This window comes from Paraburkholderia sp. TE9906, assembly GCF_056279605.1.
In genome coordinates, this window is record NZ_JBWCCT010000007.1 from 460,046 (window position 1) to 479,934 (window position 19,889).

18 protein-coding genes, 1 tRNA gene, 1 pseudogene and 1 riboswitch are annotated in these 19,889 nt (G+C 65.4%); of the genes and pseudogenes, 11 read left to right on the forward strand and 9 right to left on the reverse strand.

Annotated elements, in window-relative coordinates:
- Nucleotides 1-542: 542 nt before the first annotated feature.
- Nucleotides 543-627: transfer RNA gene (locus ACZ9H4_RS21645), tRNA-Leu, on the reverse strand.
- A 182-nt stretch (nucleotides 628-809) separates the two neighbouring features.
- On the opposite strand from ACZ9H4_RS21645, the gene ACZ9H4_RS21650 reads away from it, so the two are divergent.
- The 7 genes and pseudogenes from ACZ9H4_RS21650 (at nucleotide 810) to ACZ9H4_RS21680 (ending at nucleotide 8,473) form a co-directional block, all read left to right on the forward strand.
- A complete protein-coding gene (locus ACZ9H4_RS21650; protein ID WP_408324237.1) occupies nucleotides 810-1,880 on the forward strand; it encodes a LacI family DNA-binding transcriptional regulator in 1,071 nt (356 codons plus the stop codon).
- A gap of 225 nt (nucleotides 1,881-2,105) precedes the next feature.
- Nucleotides 2,106-3,098 (forward strand): ABC transporter substrate-binding protein, encoded by a 993-nt coding sequence (locus ACZ9H4_RS21655; protein WP_408324280.1) that lies wholly within the window; start codon nucleotides 2,106-2,108, stop codon nucleotides 3,096-3,098.
- Nucleotides 3,095-3,919, forward strand: a complete 825-nt coding sequence (locus ACZ9H4_RS21660) for an ABC transporter permease (RefSeq protein WP_408148275.1) — start codon at nucleotides 3,095-3,097, stop codon at nucleotides 3,917-3,919. Before ACZ9H4_RS21655 ends, ACZ9H4_RS21660 begins: the two co-directional genes overlap by 4 nt.
- Before the next feature lie 47 nt (nucleotides 3,920-3,966).
- Nucleotides 3,967-4,866, forward strand: a pseudogene (locus ACZ9H4_RS21665) (ABC transporter permease); the annotation flags it as partial.
- Nucleotides 4,867-4,963: 97 nt separating this feature from the next.
- Nucleotides 4,964-6,022: an ABC transporter ATP-binding protein gene (locus ACZ9H4_RS21670; RefSeq protein ID WP_476120763.1), complete on the forward strand. Its 1,059-nt coding sequence runs from the start codon at nucleotides 4,964-4,966 to the stop codon at nucleotides 6,020-6,022.
- Nucleotides 6,023-6,065: 43 nt separating this feature from the next.
- A complete protein-coding gene (locus ACZ9H4_RS21675) occupies nucleotides 6,066-6,893 on the forward strand; it encodes a phosphodiesterase (protein WP_476120765.1) in 828 nt (275 codons plus the stop codon).
- A 377-nt stretch (nucleotides 6,894-7,270) separates the two neighbouring features.
- The gene (locus ACZ9H4_RS21680; protein WP_408148267.1) at nucleotides 7,271-8,473 is read left to right on the forward strand and encodes an MFS transporter; all 1,203 of its coding nucleotides are present in this window, start codon (nucleotides 7,271-7,273) and stop codon (nucleotides 8,471-8,473) included.
- A gap of 302 nt (nucleotides 8,474-8,775) precedes the next feature.
- Here the strand turns inward: ACZ9H4_RS21680 and ACZ9H4_RS21685 are convergent, their stop codons facing one another.
- The 5 genes from ACZ9H4_RS21685 to ACZ9H4_RS21705 all read right to left on the reverse strand — a co-directional run bounded on the left by ACZ9H4_RS21685 (nucleotide 8,776) and on the right by ACZ9H4_RS21705 (nucleotide 11,127).
- Nucleotides 8,776-9,204, reverse strand: a complete 429-nt coding sequence (locus ACZ9H4_RS21685; RefSeq protein ID WP_408148265.1) for a response regulator — start codon at nucleotides 9,202-9,204, stop codon at nucleotides 8,776-8,778.
- 20 nt (nucleotides 9,205-9,224) lie between these two features.
- Nucleotides 9,225-9,857 carry a response regulator gene (locus tag ACZ9H4_RS21690; RefSeq protein ID WP_408148263.1) on the reverse strand — a complete coding sequence of 211 codons (633 nt, stop codon included), beginning with the start codon at nucleotides 9,855-9,857 and terminating at the stop codon, nucleotides 9,225-9,227.
- A 163-nt stretch (nucleotides 9,858-10,020) separates the two neighbouring features.
- On the reverse strand, nucleotides 10,021-10,566 hold the full coding sequence (locus ACZ9H4_RS21695; RefSeq protein ID WP_408148261.1) for a ferritin-like domain-containing protein: 546 nt from the start codon (nucleotides 10,564-10,566) through the stop codon (nucleotides 10,021-10,023).
- Nucleotides 10,567-10,668: 102 nt separating this feature from the next.
- Entirely contained in the window at nucleotides 10,669-10,830 is a 162-nt protein-coding gene (locus ACZ9H4_RS21700) for a DUF1328 domain-containing protein (RefSeq protein ID WP_075643714.1), read from the reverse strand.
- 120 nt (nucleotides 10,831-10,950) lie between these two features.
- A complete protein-coding gene (locus tag ACZ9H4_RS21705) occupies nucleotides 10,951-11,127 on the reverse strand; it encodes a DUF1328 domain-containing protein (RefSeq protein ID WP_408148328.1) in 177 nt (58 codons plus the stop codon).
- Between the two features lie 40 nt (nucleotides 11,128-11,167).
- Between ACZ9H4_RS21705 and ACZ9H4_RS21710 the strand changes: the two genes are divergently transcribed.
- Both ACZ9H4_RS21710 and ACZ9H4_RS21715 read left to right on the forward strand, forming a co-directional pair.
- Entirely contained in the window at nucleotides 11,168-12,805 is a 1,638-nt protein-coding gene (locus tag ACZ9H4_RS21710; RefSeq protein WP_476120819.1) for a sensor histidine kinase, read from the forward strand.
- A 225-nt stretch (nucleotides 12,806-13,030) separates the two neighbouring features.
- A complete protein-coding gene (locus ACZ9H4_RS21715; RefSeq protein WP_121317209.1) occupies nucleotides 13,031-13,168 on the forward strand; it encodes an entericidin A/B family lipoprotein in 138 nt (45 codons plus the stop codon).
- A 370-nt stretch (nucleotides 13,169-13,538) separates the two neighbouring features.
- Here ACZ9H4_RS21715 and ACZ9H4_RS21720 read toward each other — a convergent pair whose 3' ends face one another.
- Nucleotides 13,539-14,333, reverse strand: coding sequence for a DUF4397 domain-containing protein (locus ACZ9H4_RS21720; protein ID WP_408148259.1), 795 nt, complete (start codon nucleotides 14,331-14,333; stop codon nucleotides 13,539-13,541).
- 358 nt (nucleotides 14,334-14,691) lie between these two features.
- Between ACZ9H4_RS21720 and ACZ9H4_RS21725 the strand changes: the two genes are divergently transcribed.
- On the forward strand, nucleotides 14,692-16,725 hold the full coding sequence (locus ACZ9H4_RS21725; RefSeq protein WP_476120770.1) for a 2,4-dienoyl-CoA reductase FMN-binding domain-containing protein: 2,034 nt from the start codon (nucleotides 14,692-14,694) through the stop codon (nucleotides 16,723-16,725).
- Between the two features lie 64 nt (nucleotides 16,726-16,789).
- On the opposite strand, the gene ACZ9H4_RS21730 is transcribed toward ACZ9H4_RS21725, so the two are convergent.
- Nucleotides 16,790-17,719: an EamA family transporter gene (locus ACZ9H4_RS21730; RefSeq protein WP_408148255.1), complete on the reverse strand. Its 930-nt coding sequence runs from the start codon at nucleotides 17,717-17,719 to the stop codon at nucleotides 16,790-16,792.
- Between the two features lie 380 nt (nucleotides 17,720-18,099).
- Nucleotides 18,100-18,555 carry a hypothetical protein gene (locus ACZ9H4_RS21735; RefSeq protein WP_476120773.1) on the reverse strand — a complete coding sequence of 152 codons (456 nt, stop codon included), beginning with the start codon at nucleotides 18,553-18,555 and terminating at the stop codon, nucleotides 18,100-18,102.
- A gap of 585 nt (nucleotides 18,556-19,140) precedes the next feature.
- Between ACZ9H4_RS21735 and ACZ9H4_RS21740 the strand changes: the two genes are divergently transcribed.
- The gene (locus ACZ9H4_RS21740; protein ID WP_408148251.1) at nucleotides 19,141-19,551 is read left to right on the forward strand and encodes a GreA/GreB family elongation factor; all 411 of its coding nucleotides are present in this window, start codon (nucleotides 19,141-19,143) and stop codon (nucleotides 19,549-19,551) included.
- Nucleotides 19,552-19,692: 141 nt separating this feature from the next.
- Nucleotides 19,693-19,811, forward strand: a riboswitch (TPP riboswitch).
- Nucleotides 19,812-19,889: the final 78 nt, after the last annotated feature.

The following is a 19,889-nucleotide window of genomic DNA, read 5'->3' on the forward strand; positions in this document are numbered from 1 at the left end:
GGTCTACGGAAGTGGCCGAAATCTCATACCAATAGTCGTGGTACTTCGCGCGCGGAGTCATGTTGCTCTCCCTGTTTCACAGATGATCATAGCACCGGCGATGAGCGCGACAGCCTCATCAATACAACCCGGCATTCAGCATGCATCCAGATCTGGCGCTGCGGTGGTCACCCGTGCGTCGCGGTCTTAGCGCGCCGCATGCGCTTCACCTTGACGATCAAGCAGTTCGAGAAAGCATGGAAGCGAGCGCGTGTCGCGCCCGGTTATCCAAACACGAAGTCCCACGACCTGCGGCATGGCGAGGCATCGGAGATGATCAATGCCGGGATCGACCTATTCACAGTTGGAGGGGGTGTTCGGGCACAAGTCGGTCGTGTCGACCAGGCGGTATTCGCACCTGGTCACAGAAAGATTGGCGGCCGCAGTCGAGAAGATCGGGCAGAAGATGAAGGAGCCGAGAAATCCGGTTCAGGGCAGAAAAACCGACACCCCACGCACCCGCAGGAAGGGAGCAAAAAGCGTAGGACTCTTTGCTGCAAGCGTGGTGCCGGGGACGGGACTTGAACCCGTAAGCTGTTAAGCGGCGGATTTTAAGTCCGCTATGTTTACCAATTTCATCACCCCGGCAGGGGCTGCAATCGCGCGTGGACGCGAATTCTACCATTGCCCGGCGGGCGCACCAACCGGCGCCTCGTGCCGCAGACACCCGCCGCCATTCCCCCTCGCCTCGCTCGAACCGGAGTCATCCGGCAGTCACAAACGTTCCCGATAATCCGCTCACGAAAACGTTTACAGCCAGAGCGGAAACCATGATCCCGACGATCAAAGATGTCGCCGCCCACGCGGGCTTCTCCATCGCCACGGTCTCGCGCGCGATCAATGCGCCGCATACCGTGAACCCGATCACGCTCGACAAGGTGCGTCAATCGATCGACGCCCTGAACTTCCGCCCCAGCCCGCTCGGCCGGCAGCTGCGCGGCGAGCGCACACGGCTGATCGGCGTGATCCTGCCGACGCTCGCCAATCCGGTGTTCGCCGAGTGCCTGCAAGGCATCGACGAACTCGCGTCGGCGCAAGGCTACCGGCTCATGCTGATGACCACCCAGTACGACGCGGACCGCGAACGCCACGCCATCGAAACGCTGCGCGAACAGCGCGTCGAAGGCCTGATTCTGACCGTCACCGACGCCGACACGCATCCGCTGCTCGACGAACTCGACCGCGCCGGCCTGCTCTACGTGCTGATGCACAACGACACGGTGCGGCGGCCGTCGGTATCGGTCGACAATCGGCTCGCCGCCTACGACGGCGTGCGCTCGCTGATCGCCCACGGCCATCGCCGCATCCTGATGCTGGCAGGCACGCTGGCCGCATCGGACCGCGCGCGTCAACGCCATCTCGGCTACGCGCAGGCCATGCAGCAAGCCGGTCTCACGCCCGCGCCAGCGCTCGAAGTCGATTTCAACGCGGAAGAACTGGCGCCGTCCGTGCTCGCGCATCTGACGAGCGGACAGAGTCGCCCGACCGCCCTCTTCTGCAGCAACGACCTGCTCGCGATGGTCGTGATGCGCGGCCTGCGTCGCGCGCGTCTGCGGATTCCGCAGGACATGTCGATTCTCGGCTTCGACGGCCTCGCGATGGGCGAGCTGCTGTCGCCGCCGCTCGCGAGCATTTGCGCGCCGAATCGCGAGATCGGCTGTGCGGCCTGGCGGCGCCTGCTCGCGCGTGTCACCGGCGACGACGACGCATCCGCCAACACATCGCTCGCATTGACCTTGCCGCACAGCTTGCGCGAAGGCGCGACCATCGCGGCGATTTCGAATCGCACGGACAGTACATCGCCGCGTGCTTCGGCGGCGACCGAACAACCGTTGGCCTGACCCGCTGCACGAGCCGCGCCGAGGCTGTGAGTGACGTGAGTCGCATGCGTCGCACACACACCTCACCTGCGCGGCCTCGCAAAAAGCAGAAAGCCCCAAAGCCCGTTTGATCGACCCAACCTCAAACCACCCGCTCTCGTCCTCTCCAGGAGACCCGCAGTGATCCGCTCACCCTCACGCTTCGCCTCGTCGCTCAAACCGCTGTGGCGCCGTCTCGCGCACGTCATGATCGCCACCGGCGCGGCGCTCGCCGCCGTCGCCCCGCAGGCGGCCCATGCCGACGAAACCGCGATCTGCTACAACTGCCCGCCGGAATGGGCCGACTGGGCCAGCCAGATCAAGGCGATCCAGCAGAAGACCGGCATCCGTGTGCCGTTCGACAACAAGAACTCCGGCCAGTCGATCGCGCAGCTGATGGCCGAGCAGAAAAGCCCGGTCGCCGACGTGGTGTACCTCGGCGTATCGTCGGCATTCCAGGCGAAGGACAAGGGTGTGATCCAGCCGTACAAGCCGGCGCACTGGAACGACATCCCCGCCAACCTGAAAGACCCGCAAGGCTACTGGTTCACGATCCACTCGGGCACGCTGGGCTTTTTCGTCAACAAGGACGCGCTCGAAGGCAAGCCGGTGCCGCGCTCGTGGGCTGATCTGCTGAAGCCGGAATACAAAGGCATGATCGGCTACCTCGATCCGTCGAGCGCGTTCGTCGGCTATGCGGGCGCGGTCGCGGTGAACCAGGCGCTCGGCGGCACGCTCGATAACTTCGAGCCCGGCCTCGACTGGTTCCGCAAGCTGAAGGCCAACGCGCCGATCGTGCCGAAGCAGACCGCGTACGCGCGCGTGATGTCCGGTGAAATCCCGATCCTGCTCGACTACGATTTCGACGCCTATCGCGCGAAGTACAAGGATCACGCGAACGTCGAGTTCGTGATTCCGAAGGAAGGCACGATCTCGGTGCCCTACGTGATGAGCCTCGTGAAAGGCGCGCCGCACGACGCGAACGGTCGCAAGGTGCTCGACTTCGTGCTGTCGGACGAAGGCCAGAAGCTGTGGGCCGACGCCTATCTGCGCCCGGTCCGTGCCAATGCGATGAGCGCGGAAGCCGCCGCGAAATTCCTGCCCGCGAGCGACTATGCCCGCGCGAAAGCGGTCGATTTCGGCAAGATGGCCGAGAAGCAGGCGAGCTTCGGCGAACGCTATCTGCAGGTGATGCATTGAACGACATCACGTTCCCGCTGCGCTGGCGCATCGCGTTGCTCGCCCCGGCGCTGGCGGTGTTCCTCGCGTTCTGGCTGCTGCCGATGGCCGCGCTTGCGCAGTTGAGCGGCGACGGCCACGCGTTCGCCACCTATCGCGCGATGCTGACGAATCCGCGCTACATGTCGAGCCTCGGCGCGACCGTCCTGCTGTCGGCGGCGGTCACGGCGGCGACGCTGGTGTTGTCGGTGATCGCCGGGCTGCTGCTCGCGCGCCGCGAGTTCGCGTTCAAGCGCACGCTGCTCGCGCTGCTGACGTTTCCGCTCGCGTTTCCCGGCGTGGTGGTCGGCTTCATGGTCATCATGCTGGCTGGACGCCAGGGGTTGATCGGCGCGCTGTCGCTGAAACTCACCGGCGAGCGCTGGGTGTTCGCGTATTCGATGAGCGGCCTCTTTCTCGGCTACCTGTACTTCTCGATTCCGCGCGTGATCGTCACGGTGATGGCCTCGGCGACCAAGCTCGACGCCTCGCTCGAAGAAGCGGCGCGCTCGCTCGGCGCATCGCCGTGGCGCATCACGCGCGACATCGTGTTGCCCGCGCTGTCGCCGGGGCTGGTCGCGGCGGGGGCCGTGTGCTTCGCCACCGCGATGGGCGCGTTCGGCACGGCCTTCACGCTCGCCACCGACATCGACGTGCTGCCGATGACCATCTATACCGAGTTCACCCTCAACGCGAACATGGTGACGGCCGCGGGTCTGTCCATCGTGCTCGGCATCGTCACGTGGGCCGTGCTGGCGTTCGCGCGCAGCGTGAGCGGCGCGGCGGTGGCGGCGAGCGCATGAGTAGCATGTCCCGACCCGGCGCATCCCAACCTGACGACAACACGTCGATGAATTCCATCACTGCTTCAGCACGATCTGAGACTCATTCAGGCACCGCTTCGCGCTTGCGGCTGCGCGCGCCCGGCGCGCGAACATGGCTCGCCGCCGGTCAATGGTTCGTCACGCTACTGCTGTGTGCGTTTCTGATCGTGCCGGTCATCATGTCGATCATGGCCGGGCTGACGGTCAACTACTTCAAGGGCATCGCCAGCGGACTCACGCTGCGCTGGCTCGTCGAAGTGTGGACGCAGTATCACAGCTCGGTGTGGCTGTCGCTCGAAGTGGCGGCGGCGACACTCCTCATCACGTTGCTGACCGGCGTGCCCGCGGGCTACGTGCTCGCGCGCAGCAGGACGCGGCTCTCGCGCGTCATCGAAGAGTTTCTCGTGCTGCCGATCGCACTGCCCGGTCTCGCGTCCGCGCTCGCGCTGCTGGTGATCTACGGCGGCTTCACGCGGTTTCGCATGAGCGCCGCGTTCATCGTGGTCGGGCACGTGGTGTTCACGTTGCCGCTCATGGTGCGCGCGGTCGCCGCGGTATGCGCGAGCAGCGATCTGCGCACGCTCGAGGAAGGCGCGGCGAGTCTCGGCGCGAGCTTCTTCGCACGCTTCGTGACGATCGTGCTGCCGAACGCGCGGCCGGGCATCGTCGCCGGCGCGCTGGCGGTGCTGACGCTGTCGATCGGCGAATTCAACCTCACGTGGATGCTGCACACACCCGAGACGAAGACGCTGCCGGTCGGCCTCGCCGACACCTACGCGTCGTTGCGCATCGAGATCGGCAGCGCGTACACCATTCTGTTCTTCATCATGACGATGCCTCTGCTCGTCGCGATGCAATGGCTCGGCGTCGATGCGACCGGCCAGCGCAGCGCGGCGGCGAAACGCGGCAACGGCTCTACTGCGAAACAGCTTGCAGCGGATGCAGCGACCGACGTGGTGCCAGGCGCTGCGCATCCCGCCAGGAACATTTCCGCCAGCCCTCATCGAACTCCATCGACACGCCATGAAACCTGCCTCCATTCCGATCACGCTCACGCAATGCGCGAAAACCTTTCGCGGCACGCGCGTGCTCGAACCGCTCGATCTACGGATCGACGCGGGTGAAACGCTGGTCCTGCTTGGGCCCTCCGGCTGCGGCAAGACCACGACCCTGCGCATGATCGCCGGACTCGAAACACCGGACGCGGGCGGGCGCATCGCGTTCGGCGACGACGACGTCACCGCGTTGCCGATCGAAAAGCGCCAGGTCGGCATGGTGTTCCAGAGCTACGCGTTGTTTCCCAACCTGAGTGTGCGCGGCAACATCGGCTACGGCCTGAAGATCAGGCGCATGCCGGCTGCCGCCGCGCGGCAGCGGGTCGACGAGTTGCTCGGCATGATGCGTCTCAGCGCCCACGCCGACAAACCCATCGACCAGCTTTCGGGCGGTCAGCGTCAACGCGTGGCGCTGGCGCGCGCACTCGCGGTGCAGCCGCGCGTGCTGCTGCTCGACGAGCCGCTCACCGCGCTCGACGCGCGCCTGCGCGACACCTTGCGCAGCGAGATGAATGCATTGCTGCGCGAGCTGGGCATCACGACCGTCTACGTGACGCACGACCAGGCGGAGGCGATGGAACTGGGCGACCGCATCGTCGTGATGAGCGCGGGACGCATCGAACAGATCGGCTCGCCGCGCGACATCTACTATCGGCCGGCGAACCGGAGCGTCGCGCAATTCGTCGGCACGATCAACCGGGTCGCTGGCGAAGCGCGCGACGGCATGCTAATGACGAGCGGCGGCGCCGTGCCGCTGCCGTCGATGCCCCCACCCACGAGCCCGCACCCGCATCAGCCGCACGAGATTTTCTTCCGCCCCGAAGACGCATGGCTGGCCGACCCGGCGAGCGCGCATCTGCGCGGCCGCATCGAAAGCAGCGCGTTTCTCGGCGAGCGCACCCGTCTGACGATCGGGGGCGCCGCACCGGACCCGCTGCTGATCGACGTGGCCGGGCGCGTCGAGCTGGCGCGCGGCACACCGGTCGGCATCTCGATCTCGCAGGACGCGCTGATTGCGCTATCGTAACAACGCCGCGCCATGTCCCGGCGCGCAATGACAAGGACTCCCCATGCTGCTGGCTCAAATTAGCGACCTGCATATCAAACGGCCCGGCGCGCTCGCATACAGCCGGGTCGACACGGCCGCCTACCTCGCGCGCTGCGTCGCCGCGCTCAATGCGCTCGAACCGCGTCCCGACGCCGTGATCATGACCGGCGACCTCGTCGATCAAGGCGACCCGGAACAGTACGAACACCTGAAGACCTTGCTCGCGCCGCTGGCCATCCCCTACTTCCTGCTGGTCGGCAATCACGATGAACGCACCGCGTTGCGCGCGGCGTTTCCCGAGCGCGCGGAATTGCGCAGCGGCGGCGAGTTCGTGCAGTACGCGGTGGACGTCGGGCCGCTGCGCGTGATCGCACTCGATTCGATGGTCCCCGGCCAAAGCGCCGGCACGCTGTGCGACGCACGACTCGCGTGGCTCGCGGCGCAACTCGACGCGGCCGGGAACACGCCGACGGTGGTGGCCTTGCATCATCCGCCATTCACCTGCGGCATCGGCCATATGGACTCACTGAGGCTCGACCCTGCCGCATCCGCCAGGCTCTCGGCGTTGATCGCACTTCATCCGAACGTGGAGCGGGTGATTTGCGGGCACGTCCATCGGCCGATGTTCGTGCGCTTCGGCGGTACGATCGCGTCCGCGGTGCCGGCGCCCGGCCATCAGGTCGGGCTCGATCTGCGCGACGATGCGCCGTCGGTGTTCGTGATGGAACCGCCGGCGTATGCGTTGCATCGCTACGATCCGGCCACGGGCATCGTCACGCACCACGCGTATGTGGAGCGCGCCGACGGACCCTATCCGTTTTACGAGCCCGAAGGCGCGTTGATCGACTGAGCGTCGCCGCTCACGCGCCGGGACCACCTGAAATACGGCATCCCGAGCGCGGCGACGAGCACGGCCTGCAAGAAACAGTTCGCGGGCATCGCTATCTCGACGCAGATCGCATGAATCATGTCATCGCTGAGCAGCCAGCACCGGTACGTATCACGAGAATCGCGAACGGCCCCGTTTGCACCTGTCCCGGGAAGCACGCCGCTTTACGACACACAAGGCGCGCGAACCACCCGTCAATCTGCGGGCCGATGCGGCAAACGGCTGTCCGCCGACGCTTTTTCGCACACTTCGCCGCCGTCAGCACAAACCGCCCCGCTCCGGTATGATCGGCACGCTTGAGGACCGTGCATGGGCCGGTCCGTCGACCCGCCTCTCTCATGTCCATTTCCGACGCTTCCACCCCCGCTTCCGCCGACCGGTCGTTGCGCGGCCTGCTGTTTCTGCTCGCCACCATCGCCGGTGTCTCGGTCGCGAACATCTATTACAACCAGCCGCTGCTCGACAACTTCCGCCAGTCGTTTCCGGGCAGCGCGTCGTGGGTCGGCACGGTGCCCGCTGTCACCCAGCTCGGCTATGCAGCCGGCATGCTGCTGCTCGCACCGCTCGGCGATCGCTTCGACCGCCGCCGCCTGATCCTGCTGCAGATCGCCGCCATGTGCGTCGCGCTGGTCGTGGCGGCGGCCGCGCCGACGCTCGCGGTGTTGATCGTCGCGAGTCTGGCGATCGGCGTGCTCTCCACGATCGCGCAGCAGGCGGTGCCGTTCGCGGCCGAACTCGCGCCGCCGGCCGAACGCGGCCACGCGGTCGGCACGGTGATGAGCGGCCTGCTGCTGGGCATCCTGCTCGCGCGGACCGCCTCGGGTCTGATCGCCGAGTATTTCGGCTGGCGCGCGGTGTTCGGCGCATCCGTGGTCGCCCTGCTGGCGCTCGCGGTCGTGATCATCCTGCGCCTGCCGAAGAGCCAGCCGACCTCGACGCTGCCCTACGGCAAGCTGCTGGTGTCGATGTGGCATCTGCTGGTCGAGCATCGCGCGCTGCGTGAAGCGTCGCTGACCGGCGCGGCGCTGTTCGCGGCATTCAGCATTTTCTGGTCGGTGCTGGCATTGCTGCTGGCAGGCGCGCCGTTTCATCTCGGGCCGCAGGCGGCGGGGCTGTTCGGGATCGTCGGCGCGGCGGGGGCGATGGCCGCCCCGCTCGCCGGCAAGTTCGCCGACCGGCGCGGACCGCGCGCGATCGTCACCGTGTCGATCGTGCTGGTGGCGCTCGCGTTCGTCGTGTTCGGCGCGTCGGCCAGGAGTATCGCAGGGCTGGTGGTGGGCGTGATCGTGCTCGACATTGGCGTGCAGGCCGCGCAGATTTCCAATCAATCGCGCATTTACGCGCTGAAACCCGAGGCACGCAGCCGCGTGAATACGGTGTACATGGTCGCCTATTTCATCGGCGGAGCGCTCGGCTCGGGCGTCGGCGCGGTGGTCTGGCCGGCCTTTGGGTGGCTCGGCGTCAGCGTGGCGGGGATCGTCTTCGCGGGGCTGGCGGCGTGGAATCATTTGCGGCTGCCGTCGCGCGGGGCATTAGGCTGAGTGGCCGGCGCACGGGCTGAGAGTGCACTTGCGTCACGCTCGACCCGCGTTCCTGCAAGGCTGATTAGCGCTCGGCTTGTGCTCGTCTTGCCTTGTGCTCGGCTCGCGCTTGTCTTAGAGCGCTTGTCTCAGAGCGCTTGTCTCAGAGCGCTTGTCTCAGAGCGCTTGTCTCAGAGCGCTTGCCTCACAGCGCTCATCTCGCATCTGGTTCGCGCTGCTCTCACGCTCGGTGCCATTTCGCGTTTGCTTCGCGTCTGCGCATCCGCTTTAGGCCGCACCGACTCCTCTTCCACACGGCGCACTCACCCGCCGCTTCGCGCCGACGCATACTCGTGCAGCGCGTCGATCACACGATCGAACTCGAACGATTTGTCGTAGAAGTGGCGCACGCCGTACTGCTCGCAGCGCTCCCGATAGGCGGGCAACGCATGATTGGTCAGCACGGCTGCGAACATCGAGTCGATCAGCCCTTCGCGCTGCAAATAGGCCAGCACCGGCGCGCCCGAGCCCTCCCGCAACTGCAGGTCGACGATGACCGCATCGAAGGCTTCGTCGCTGAGCAGCGCAATCGCCTGATCGGCGGAATCGGCATACGCGGCCACTTGCAGCAAACCCGAGGCGTCGATCGCCTCCACGAGGCTGCGACGGATCAGCGGCGAATCCTCGATCAGCAGCACGCGCAACGGAGCGGGACAGGTTTGCTCGGCAACTCGGTTCGATTCGCTGTTCATCAGGGTATCTCGATCGTCCATTATTCGATCAAGCCGTTCTTGATCGCGTAATAAGTCAGATCGGCATTGTTCGCCAACCGCATCTTCTCCAGCACGCGCGCGCGGTACGTGCTCACCGTCTTCACGGACAGATGCAGTTCCTCCGCGATCTCGGTGGGAATCTGCCCGGCCGCGAGCTTGCAGAAGATCTGGAACTCACGCTCGGACAGCGCTTCATGCGGCCGCCCCGCGGCCGGCTTGTCGAGATTGTCGGCGAGCGTGTCGGCCACCGCCTCCGACAGATAACGATGCCCGCGCGCCACCGCGCGAATCGCCCGCACGATTTCGTCGGGCTCGCAGTCCTTGTTCAGATAACCGTTCGCGCCCGCGCGCAGCAGGTTGATCGCATATTGACTCTCGGGGTAGCCCGACAGGATCAGCACGCCCTGTTCGGGACGCACCTGCCTGATCACGCGCAACGTGTCGATGCCGTTCTTGTCCGGCATCGCGATGTCGAGCAGCACCACGTCGAATGCCTGCTCCCGCACGAGGCTGATGGTTTCGTCGCCGGTGGCGGCTTCGGCCGCGACGCACATATCCGGCTCGTCGGCGACGAACTGCCTGAAGCCACCTCGGACGATCGCATGGTCGTCGGCTATCAACACTCGAATCATCGGTCTGGTGTCCCCGCGATGGAATCGCTCCAAAGCAGACATTGTAATGACCTCCGGCACGGGCTCAGCCGGAGGTCCACGAAACGAAAGACGCCTGCGACGCGGCACACCTTCGGACTCGCCCGCGCGCGCCGCGCCGCCCGCACTGCCTCGTGCGTTTTCCTTATTCCCGGCCCGCGAGCAGGTCCGCCATATCGTCGGCATGCTCTTCTTCGACGGCGAGAATGTCTTCGAACAGACGCCGCGTCGTCACGTCCTTCTCGCCGAGATAGCGGATGATCTCGCGGTACGTGTCGATCGCGATGCGCTCGGCGATCAGATTCTCCTTGATCATGTCCGTGAGGTTCCCGCCTTCCTTGTACTCGGAGTGCGCGCGCGTCTTCAAACCGTCCGGCGCGAAGTCCGGCTCGCCGCCCAGCTGCACGATGCGCTCGGCGATGCTGTCCGCGTGGCCCTGCTCTTCGGCCGCATGTGCGGCGAATTCCGCCGCCACGGCTTCCGAATTGATGCCCTTGGCCATGAAGTGATGCCGCTTATAGCGCAGCACACAGACGATTTCGGTGGCCAGCGCGTCGTTGAGCAGCTTCAGCACCGTCTTCAGATCCGCGCCATAGGTCTGCGTGACCGCGCCGTCCGACATGTGCTTGCGCGCATCCTCGCGGATCTTCTTGACGTCCATCACAAAGGTGTCGCCAGATTGGTTCGCCATCGAAATTCTCCTTTCTGCGGTATTGGGGGAAACCGCGCATCCCGCACGAATCGCGCCTGATGCGCCGGTAGAGATCAAGACTACGCGTTGGTGCGCGCAGGTCTATGTTCGGAATACGCCGAGCAGCAACGTGACCACGAACACGACCAGAAAAATATAGAACAGAATCTTCGCAATTTCGGCCGCGCCTGCCGCGATGCCGGTAAAACCGAACACGGCGGCAATGATCGCAATCACGAAAAAGACAACGGCATAGTGAAGCATGGCGACTCTCCTTTTCTGTGGGTATCGACGGATATCGACCGATACTGACTGGCATCGGCCTGACGCGAGCCGCTCCGCGCTACCGGAGAAATGGCACGCAACCGGCTCGCCGCAGCGGCGCTAATCGATGATTTTCTTCGTCACCACGAAGCCCAGCACGAGGAACACCACGCACAGAATGACGAACACGACGAACAGGAACTTCGCGATCGCCGCCGCGCCGGCCGCGATGCCGGTAAAGCCGAGAAGCCCCGCGATCACCGCGATGACGGCGAAGAACAACGCCCACTTCAACATGATGGCTTCCTCCGGAAACAGTGAATGAACGATCAGGTCCATCCTATCGATCCGCAGGGCCGCGCGCATTCCGGCGCACGCCGGTTTTCGTGTGAGAATCCGCTTACATGGGATTACGGCGGCGTTACGCCGGGGGATGCGCGGTGAAGGCCCCGGACGCCGCGGACGTTACACTGATGGCCCATCCGAGGAGCCGAATGTGCCAGATGTTCAGAACCTGTCGAGCGCGCCAGCGTTAGCCGGCCAAGGCGCAGCAGCGCGACTCGCCGACTGGATGCGTGCCCGCAGCTGGGCGATTGCGATGACGGTGGCGATCGTCATCACGGTGGGCGGGCTCGTGATTCTCGAAACGGCGCGCCAACGCATCACCGCCGAATACGAAACCGCGCTCGAAGCGCGCGATGTCACCGTGCAACTGAGCACACTCGCGAGTCAGCTATCGCGCCTGTCCGCCGAGCAGAACCATTTTCTTCTGACGAAGGAAGACGCGTCCGCCCACGCTTTCTGTTCGACCGCGGCACGTATTCGTCAGAGCACGCAGCAACTTGACCGCTTCTACCGCGGCGGCCGCGCGGACAGCGCCGAACTCGCCAGCTTCACGCAGATTCTCGCGCTGATCGAAGCGCGCATCGGCGCGGGCGCCGCCGCGTTGCAACACGCGGCGGCGCAGCCACTCGATCTCGGCGCATGCGGCAGCGCGAGCGACGTCAATCCCGCCGACGCCTCGCTGATCGACAGCACCCTCACGCTGCTGCGCGACAACGAGGAGCGCCGCGCGCAGCACGCGCTCGCCGCGAGCCGCGCCGATCAGCGGATCTCGACACTGTGCGCGGCGGGCCTGTCGGCGCTGAACATCGTGCTGTTCATCCTCCTGTTCCGCAATCTCGGGATCCAGATCGACCGGCAGGCACGCGTGCAGCGTCAGTTGATCACGCAGCAGGAAGGACTCGACCAGCTCGTCGCTGAACGCACGCGTCAGCTCGAAGCGCTCGGCTGGCACTTGCAGGCGGTCAGCGAAAACGAAAAGACCCAGCTCGCGCGCGAACTGCACGACGAACTCGGCGCGATCCTGACGGCCAGCAAGATGGACGTCGCGTGGGCCAACCGCAAGCTGAAGGACAGCGCGCCCGACATCTCCGAAAAACTCACGCGCGCGCTCGCCAATCTCGACCAGGGCATCGCGTTGAAGCGGCGCATCATCGAGGACATGCGGCCCACGGTCCTGGCGAACTTCGGGCTCGTCACCGCGCTGCGCACGCTCGCCGACGAAGCCGCGCAGCGCAACAACTGGACGCTCGAACTGCACCTGCCCGCCGACGACATCCAGCTCGACGAGCAGACCGAGATCGCGCTCTTTCGCGTCGCGCAGGAATCGCTGACGAATGCCGCGAAGTACGCGAGGGCCTCGAAGGTGTCGATCGCGTTGCAGGTCGGCGACGGCCAGGTGGCGCTGCATATCGCCGACAACGGCGTCGGCATCCAGCCGGCCGATCTGAAGCGCACGCATACGCATGGGCTGCTCGGCATGCGTCAGCGAGTCGCCGCGCGTGGCGGGCACTTCGAGATCCGGCGCGGCGTGCCGAACGGCACCGACATCGACGTGGCGATGCCGAGCGTCAGCACCGCGACGCCGTCGGTCGATCTGCCGCCGGCGACGCCTTCACGAACGCCCGTCTAGCGAGGCGGCGCGGCACCGCCGAGCCGCATTGTAGGAGTGCGCCGACGCAAACACCGGAACACGCCTACAACAAAATCGCAGCGTAACTGACAGCGCCGCCCCCGCCCTTTTTTTACCATGCAATCAGACCGGATCGACTGGCGTAAGCCCCGGTCGGACGATAGCTAGCGCGTGCCACGCACCATCGGCACGTCAATCGACGCATTCTCGACAAGGAGAACTTCCATGGCTCGACTGATCGCATTGTTTCTCATTGCTGGCTCGGTGGCCGCGCTCTCCGGCTGCAACACGGTGGCCGGCGCGGGCGAGGATATTTCGAAGGGCGGCAACGCCATCTCGAACTCGGCGGAAAAAGCCAAGTAAGCCGGCTATGTGCGAGTAGCTGAAGGGCCGGCGCTTTTGTGGCGCCGGGTCATGCAGAGATTCGATAGCCCGTCACGGGGAACCGTGGCGGGCTTTTTTTTGTGGGTACTTTAGCGGGTCTTTAGTTGGGCTCTTGCCAGACTCTCTTGCCCGGGTTCTTGCGTGAACCTGAATCGCGTTCTTGCGTGAAGCGCGTGCACCGGTCCTTCCGCGCGCTTTCCGGGAACGTAGCTGCTGGCAGCAAATACGTAGTCATCCGTATCAACACGCACAAACAAAACGGCGACCCACTCGCGTGGATCGCCGCTCCGTCCTCCCCAGGACGTGTCGTCTATGGCCTTCGCCTGTCGCGTCGGGCTAACTCACCCGCTTATTCACCCGTCAGCGTATTCGACAACTCGATGCTCGGCGTGCTGGTGTTGCCGTTCTGCGCGATCAGCAAATGGATCTGCCCCGGCACCAGCTGGCTCAGCGTGCCGCCGATCGGCACCGACGTCACCAGCCAGTCGGCATTGTTCGACAGCGTGAACGATGGCGACTGGAAGATCGGCGTCTTGCTGCCGGCCGCGGTCGCGATCAGCACGTACTGCCCGCCGGACACGTAGATCGAATCCTGCCCGCTCGCCGGCACTGCGTTCTTGAATGCGACACCCGCCATCGTCGGCGAAACGGTGGTGATGTCGGTAGCGCTGGACTGGACCAGATACAGATCGAGGTTGGTCGCGTTCGCCGATGCATTGAAGCCGCGCACCCGCGCGCTATTGGACAGCAGCCCCTTGTCGAACGGATCGTCGATCAGGCCGATATCCGGCGCGGCGAGTCCCGGCAGCGCCAGCACGGTGTATTCGTGGCCCTTCGCGACGTTCGGGAAGTTGCCGCTCGCGAGCGCGGTCGTCGTGCCGGTCGCCGCATAGCCGACGTTGGTGGAACCCGTGTTGATATTGGTGAAGTTCGTCACGCCTTTATACGCGACGTTCGTTTGTCCGGAAGGTGCGCTGCCGTTCACGAGGAAGTCGACGGCCGGGCCGCTCGGAATCGCGTGAATGAAGTGGATCTGCGGATTGGTCAGGCCGAGTTCCTTGCCGACGTCGTCGGACCCGCCGCCGCATGCGCTCAGAACAGATGCAACCGCAACAACGGCCGCCATGGTTCGGATCATTTTCATTGTGTTCACCTATATCGATGTGGGCTCTCGACCCATTGATCTACGGGCGTTCCGCTTCGGACACCGCACCGCCGGACACCGCGTTCATCATTTGTTTGAACGGTCCCAGGCGGCTCTCCGAAGCAGCCCCCTCCCTATCCCTGCTGCACATCACGCCTGTTTCTCCAGACGGCGCGGTCCGTGTCGATGGACGATCGCTTCGAGCAATGCGTGTGCCGGGGGTGGCCCGATGGCTGAGAGCGACTGATAAATGGCTTACGGAGCAATGGGTTGCGAGGATTAGAATTTTTCCTCGGCGGGCTGGCCCGGTGCGCGGTGTATCGTTCGGGCGCACCCAAAACTTACACGCCACCTCACCATGTCTTACCAGCACTTACTCGCCGAACTCGACCTCGGGTTCACCCGCTTGCGCAACCGCGTGGTGATGGGTTCGATGCACACCGGCATGGAGGACCGCTTCTGGAATTACCCGAAGCTGGCCGCGTATTTCCGCGAACGCGCGAAAGGCGGAGTGGGCCTGATCGTCACCGGGGGCATCTCGCCGAATCGCGCGGGCTGGCTGTTGCCGTTCGGCGGCACGCTGAATTCCGTGTTCGATCTGCGCAATCATCGGCTGCTGACCGAGGCCGTGCATGCCGAGGGCGGCAAGATCGCGCTGCAGATCCTGCATGCGGGCCGCTATGGCTATCACCCCTTCGTGGTGTCCGCTTCCGCGCTCAAGTCGCCGATCTCGAAGTTCAAGCCGCGCGCGCTCACCCTCGCCGGCATTGCGAAGACCGTGCGCGACTATGCGCGTTGCGCGCGGCTCGCCCAGCGCGCCGGCTATGACGGCGTCGAGATCATGGGCAGCGAAGGCTATCTGCTCAACCAGTTCCTGTGCCCCCGCACCAATCGACGCACCGACCGCTACGGCGGCAGCATCGAGAACCGCATGCGGCTCGCGCGCGAGATCGTCGAGCGGGTGCGCGCGGTGTGCGGCGCGCGCTTCATCGTCGTGTACCGGCTCTCGCTGATCGATCTGGTGGAAGGCGGCAATACCTGGGACGAAACCGTGCAGGTCGCAAGAGCCCTCGAAGCGGCCGGCGTGACGCTGTTCAACACCGGCATCGGCTGGCACGAGGCGCGCGTGCCGACCATCGTGACCTCGGTGCCGCGTGCGGCGTTCGCCGGGTTGAGCGGACGTTTGAAGCGCGCCGTCAACGTGCCGGTGATCGTGTCGAACCGCATCAATACGCCCGAGGTCGCCGAGGCCTTGCTCGCCGAAGGCGCCGGCGATCTGGTGTCGATGGCGCGCCCCCTGCTCGCCGATCCCGACTTCGTGGTGAAGACCGCCGAGGGCCGCACGCACGAAATCAACACCTGTATCGCGTGCAATCAGGCCTGCCTCGATCACACGTTCAAAAATCAGCGCGCGAGCTGTCTCGTGAATCCGCGTGCGGGACGCGAAACCGAACTGGTCTACCGGCCGCTGACGGACCCGCGCGCCGCGCGTTCGATCGCAGTGGTCGGCGCGGGCCCGGCGGGTTTGTCGGCGGCGACGGTGGCGGCCTCGCGTGGGCATCGTGTGACGCTGTTCGATGCGAGCGCGACGCTCGGCGGCCAGTTCAATCTGGCGATGCGTGTGCCGGGCAAGGAAGAGTTCAGCGAGACGATCCGCTATTTTCAGAGCCAGTTGCAGCGGCATCGGGTGGACGTGCGGCTCGGCACGCGCGTCGATGCCGCGCTGCTCGCCGCGTGCGCTTACGACGACGTGATCATCGCCACCGGCATCGTGCCGCGCAAGCCGGCGATTGCCGGTATCGATGGGCCCAACGTGCTGTCCTATGTCGACGTGCTGCGCGGTGCGCCGGTGGGTCGCCGCGTCGCGGTGATCGGCGCGGGCGGCATCGGTTTCGACGTCAGCGAGTTCCTGCTGCATCGCGCGGGCGAGCCGCTGCCGATGCCGCGCGATGCCTGGCTCGACGAATGGGGCGTCGATCTCGCGGTACGGGAGCGCGGCGGTCTGAAGCCGCCGGCCCCGGCGCGGCCGCCGCATGAGATCTGGTTGTTGCAGCGCAAGGCCGGCAAGCTCGGTATGGGGCTCGGCAAGACGTCAGGCTGGGTGCATCGCGCGACGCTGGCGAGGAACGGCGTGAAGATGCTCGGCGGCGTGTCGTATCTCGAGATCGGCGAGCGCGGGTTGAAGATTGCGCGCGATGGCGTCGAAGAGTGGCTGGAGGTGGAGACGGTCGTCGTCTGCGCGGGGCAGGAATCGCTGCGCGATCTGTTACCCGCGACGCCTGCTGCGGCAGGTCGTCCGCGCTATCACGTGATTGGCGGCGCGAAGGTGGCGAGCGAACTGGATGCGAAACGCGCGATCCGCGAAGGGGCTGAGGTGGCGGCGGCGCTTTGAAGCGGGGGGTTGTTTTTTTGGCCGCTCCAGACGCGCCGCTACCAACCCCACCCCAGGGCGAACGTCAAGCCAGCCCCTTCTTCCTGTAATCGAACCAGAAAGACAAGCCCACGCTGGCCAGAATCACAACGGTCGCGATCACCGTCGAGCGCGTGACCGGCTCGCCCAGCAGCAACGCGCCGAGCGCGACCGCCACCACCGGATTCACGTACATGCAGCTGCTCGCAATGATCGGGCTCGTGTGGCGAATCAGAAAACCATACGCGACGTACGCGGCCATCGTCCCGATCAGCATCAGGTAGATGAATGCCAGCAACGGCAGGACATGCATGTCGAGCATGCGTTCGCCGGAGACCCAGGCGACCAGTGTCGACATCGCGCCGCCCAGCCCGATCTGCAGCGCGGTCGACAGAAACAGGTCCGACGGCAGCTTCAGACGCCCGGCCAGATGCGCGCCGACCGCCCAGAACAGCGCGCCGCACAGGATCGCCAGACTGCCGCCCGCCGAACCCGGCGTGCTGTCGCCGTGACTCAGAATCGCGATGCCGACCAGCCCCAGGCCGACCGCGAACCACTCGCCGCGGCCGATCTTTCGGCCCGCGACGGCGGCGATCACCGTCGCGAAGAGCGGCACGGTCGCGACCATCACGGCCGCCGTGCCGGTGCCGACAGTGCGCATCCCGTAGGCGAGCATGCCGCTCGACAAACCCACCAGCATCGTGCCGACGAGTCCGGCATTGCGGATTTCGGCGGCGCTCGGCCAGACCGGTTTGCGGCGCACCGCGAAGACGAACAGGCCTATGCCGGCAAACAGGTTGCGCAGCCCGGAGAGCAGCAGTGGCGGAAACGAACCGAGGGCGACGTGCACGGCGAGATACGTCGAGCCCCACACGAGATACACGACGGCAAGGGCGAGCGCGATCTGGCCGCCGTGCGACTGCGGCAGGCGGATCGGCAGACCGCGCGAAAAGAAACTGGAGCGTTGCAGCGACATGCGTTCAACCCGCCCATGCCGCTCGAGGTATTGCGCCCCCGCTGAAAACCCGCTGACGGGATGGCGGACACCGCATCGAAGACGCGGTCTGACGGGCGAGGCTGGCGGACATGTCGGTGGAACGGAAAGGCGATAGATGACCAAAGGGGCCACAACGCCGCGGCTTGCGAAAGAAATCGGGCCGGGGCGAACACGCGCCAAGGCTGCGGCGCGCATCGCATTATGCAGTAAGCGCCCACGGCGCCGAACGAAAGAATCGTAACTTTTTGGTGTACTTGCAACACAAAAACCGGGGACGTATCCCCGGTGTTTTCAGCGTGTGCAGCAGTGGGACATTTCTCTCGCCATCACCTGAAATCCGCGCACGCGAGTTCGTGAAGTCACTGGTAGCTCACGACCACCGTCACGCGCGTATCGGTGCGCGCATCCTTCGGCGACAACGACAACACGCCGCCGTCGCGGCCGACCTGGTAGTGACCGTTGCGGGCCGGGGCGATTCGCCCGCCGCTATCGACGAAACGCGCCGCCACGAGGTCGCGCGCCGGCACGCCGTCGTTCACCTGCAACGCGACATCCGCGCCGCCCGTCACGCCCGGCGGCGCTTTGAACGTCAGCGTGAGCGCGGAGCCGGCCTGCGCGGTCTGCACGCCCGCCACTCCGCCGCGCGCGCCATCAGCCGCGCTACCCTCCGTTATCTGCAGCTGCGGCGCCACGATCGCACCCACGAACGACACCCTGCCGCCCTCGGAAGCCGACGTCATCAATGGCGCCGCCAGCAGCGTCATTGCCCCCGCCACTGCACCGAGCGTCCGTGTCCGCGATGTTTTGGTTTTCATGCGCACTCTCCCGTGAGCCGACTCGATTCGTTTCGTATCACTGATGCCGTCCGGCGCGATGTCACCGCACCGGGCAGCCGCCTTTGCCGCAGACGCAATGAACAACAGCAGTTCACACACCCCGACAGAACCATTAACGACATTTTTACGATGAGCTTGAATGCATCCCAGGTGCCACCGCGCCGCCCGTTGCCCGAGCACCAGGCCGACGCGGATCGAATCAGGCGACACTCGGCCGCGTGCTAACATGGACCTTTCTATCGCGCTGCTTTCCGTTTTCAGGCAACGCCTTCACCCTCTTCTCTTTCGACACCTGCCGGCTACCTCGATGCGCTTCCCGACTTCCCGTGCCCTCACCCGCTTGCGCCCCCGCCGCGCAACCGGTGAGGCGCGCGCGGACTTCGCGCCGCGTCCGGCCGGTGAGCCGTCCCGAACGCTCCCGCTCCTCGCCGCCCGGCTCCCGATCTAACGCTGCTTGCTCCACTGTTCAGGCCGCGTCGTCCCCAAGGGGACTTTCTTCGGGCGCCGGGCTGAACGCTTACGCACGCCGTTCTCTTTTATGCAGATCGAATTGGAGTACCCGTCATGAAAAAGACGAAACCCTGTTATCTGACCGAACTCGATGTCGCCCGCCTCGAGAAGCACGCCTCCGCGCCCGGTGCCAACGCAAAACTGCAGGACATGCTCGACGACGTCCTCGAACGCGCCGTGATCGTCGACTCGCGCGAAATTCCGGCCAACGTGGTGACGATGAATTCGCAAGCCACCCTGACCGACGAAGCCAGCGGCGAGCAGATGACCTGGACCGTCGTCTATCCGCCCAACGCGGACTTCGCGCAAGGCCGCCTGAACGTGTTCTCGCCGGCCGGCCTCGCGTTGCTCGGCGCGAAGCGCGGCGAGCGCATCCGCTTCACGCCGCCGAGCGGCACGGAGAAAGTGCTGAAGCTCGACAAGATCCTGTACCAGCCCGAAGCCGCCGACAATTTCTCGCTCTGATCTTGCTGCAATTCAAGCACGCGGCAGCTCGCCCGCCAGCCCGTCACAACCAGCATAGGACACGGCGGTCCGCGCCCCAATGCGCGGTTCGGTTCAACCGGACGGGTTGCCAAGCAGCGGGTGGCCGGTGTATCGTGTGCGCTGCTAACGCGGGGGTCCTGCGTCGCATGGAGCTTGGAGGTCCGTGCCGCGCGGGTGAGAAATACCCTTTGAACCTGATCTGGATAATGCCAGCGCAGGGAAGCGTACGGATTTCGCACTCCAGCCCCATCGCCTCACCTCTCGCGCGATTTCCGACTACTTCCATCTCGTCTCCTGCTTAGCGGCCCACATTGCTT

Bases quoted from the DNA above. Each gene is read 5' to 3' on its own strand.
- ACZ9H4_RS21655 (WP_408324280.1), top strand. From the start codon at position 2,106: ATGATCGCCACCGGCGCGGCGCTCGCCGCCGTCGCCCCGCAGGCGGCC.
- ACZ9H4_RS21730 (WP_408148255.1), bottom strand. From the start codon at position 17,719: ATGTCGCTGCAACGCTCCAGTTTCTTTTCGCGCGGTCTGCCGATCCGC.
- ACZ9H4_RS21670 (WP_476120763.1), top strand. From the start codon at position 4,964: ATGAAACCTGCCTCCATTCCGATCACGCTCACGCAATGCGCGAAAACC.
- ACZ9H4_RS21720 (WP_408148259.1), bottom strand. From the start codon at position 14,333: ATGAAAATGATCCGAACCATGGCGGCCGTTGTTGCGGTTGCATCTGTT.
- ACZ9H4_RS21650 (WP_408324237.1), top strand. From the start codon at position 810: ATGATCCCGACGATCAAAGATGTCGCCGCCCACGCGGGCTTCTCCATC.
- ACZ9H4_RS21675 (WP_476120765.1), top strand. From the start codon at position 6,066: ATGCTGCTGGCTCAAATTAGCGACCTGCATATCAAACGGCCCGGCGCG.
- ACZ9H4_RS21700 (WP_075643714.1), bottom strand. From the start codon at position 10,830: ATGCTTCACTATGCCGTTGTCTTTTTCGTGATTGCGATCATTGCCGCC.
- ACZ9H4_RS21690 (WP_408148263.1), bottom strand. From the start codon at position 9,857: ATGATTCGAGTGTTGATAGCCGACGACCATGCGATCGTCCGAGGTGGC.
- ACZ9H4_RS21740 (WP_408148251.1), top strand. From the start codon at position 19,141: ATGAAAAAGACGAAACCCTGTTATCTGACCGAACTCGATGTCGCCCGC.
- ACZ9H4_RS21685 (WP_408148265.1), bottom strand. From the start codon at position 9,204: ATGAACAGCGAATCGAACCGAGTTGCCGAGCAAACCTGTCCCGCTCCG.
- ACZ9H4_RS21735 (WP_476120773.1), bottom strand. From the start codon at position 18,555: ATGAAAACCAAAACATCGCGGACACGGACGCTCGGTGCAGTGGCGGGG.
- ACZ9H4_RS21725 (WP_476120770.1), top strand. From the start codon at position 14,692: ATGTCTTACCAGCACTTACTCGCCGAACTCGACCTCGGGTTCACCCGC.
- ACZ9H4_RS21680 (WP_408148267.1), top strand. From the start codon at position 7,271: ATGTCCATTTCCGACGCTTCCACCCCCGCTTCCGCCGACCGGTCGTTG.
- ACZ9H4_RS21695 (WP_408148261.1), bottom strand. From the start codon at position 10,566: ATGGCGAACCAATCTGGCGACACCTTTGTGATGGACGTCAAGAAGATC.
- ACZ9H4_RS21715 (WP_121317209.1), top strand. From the start codon at position 13,031: ATGGCTCGACTGATCGCATTGTTTCTCATTGCTGGCTCGGTGGCCGCG.
- ACZ9H4_RS21705 (WP_408148328.1), bottom strand. From the start codon at position 11,127: ATGTTGAAGTGGGCGTTGTTCTTCGCCGTCATCGCGGTGATCGCGGGG.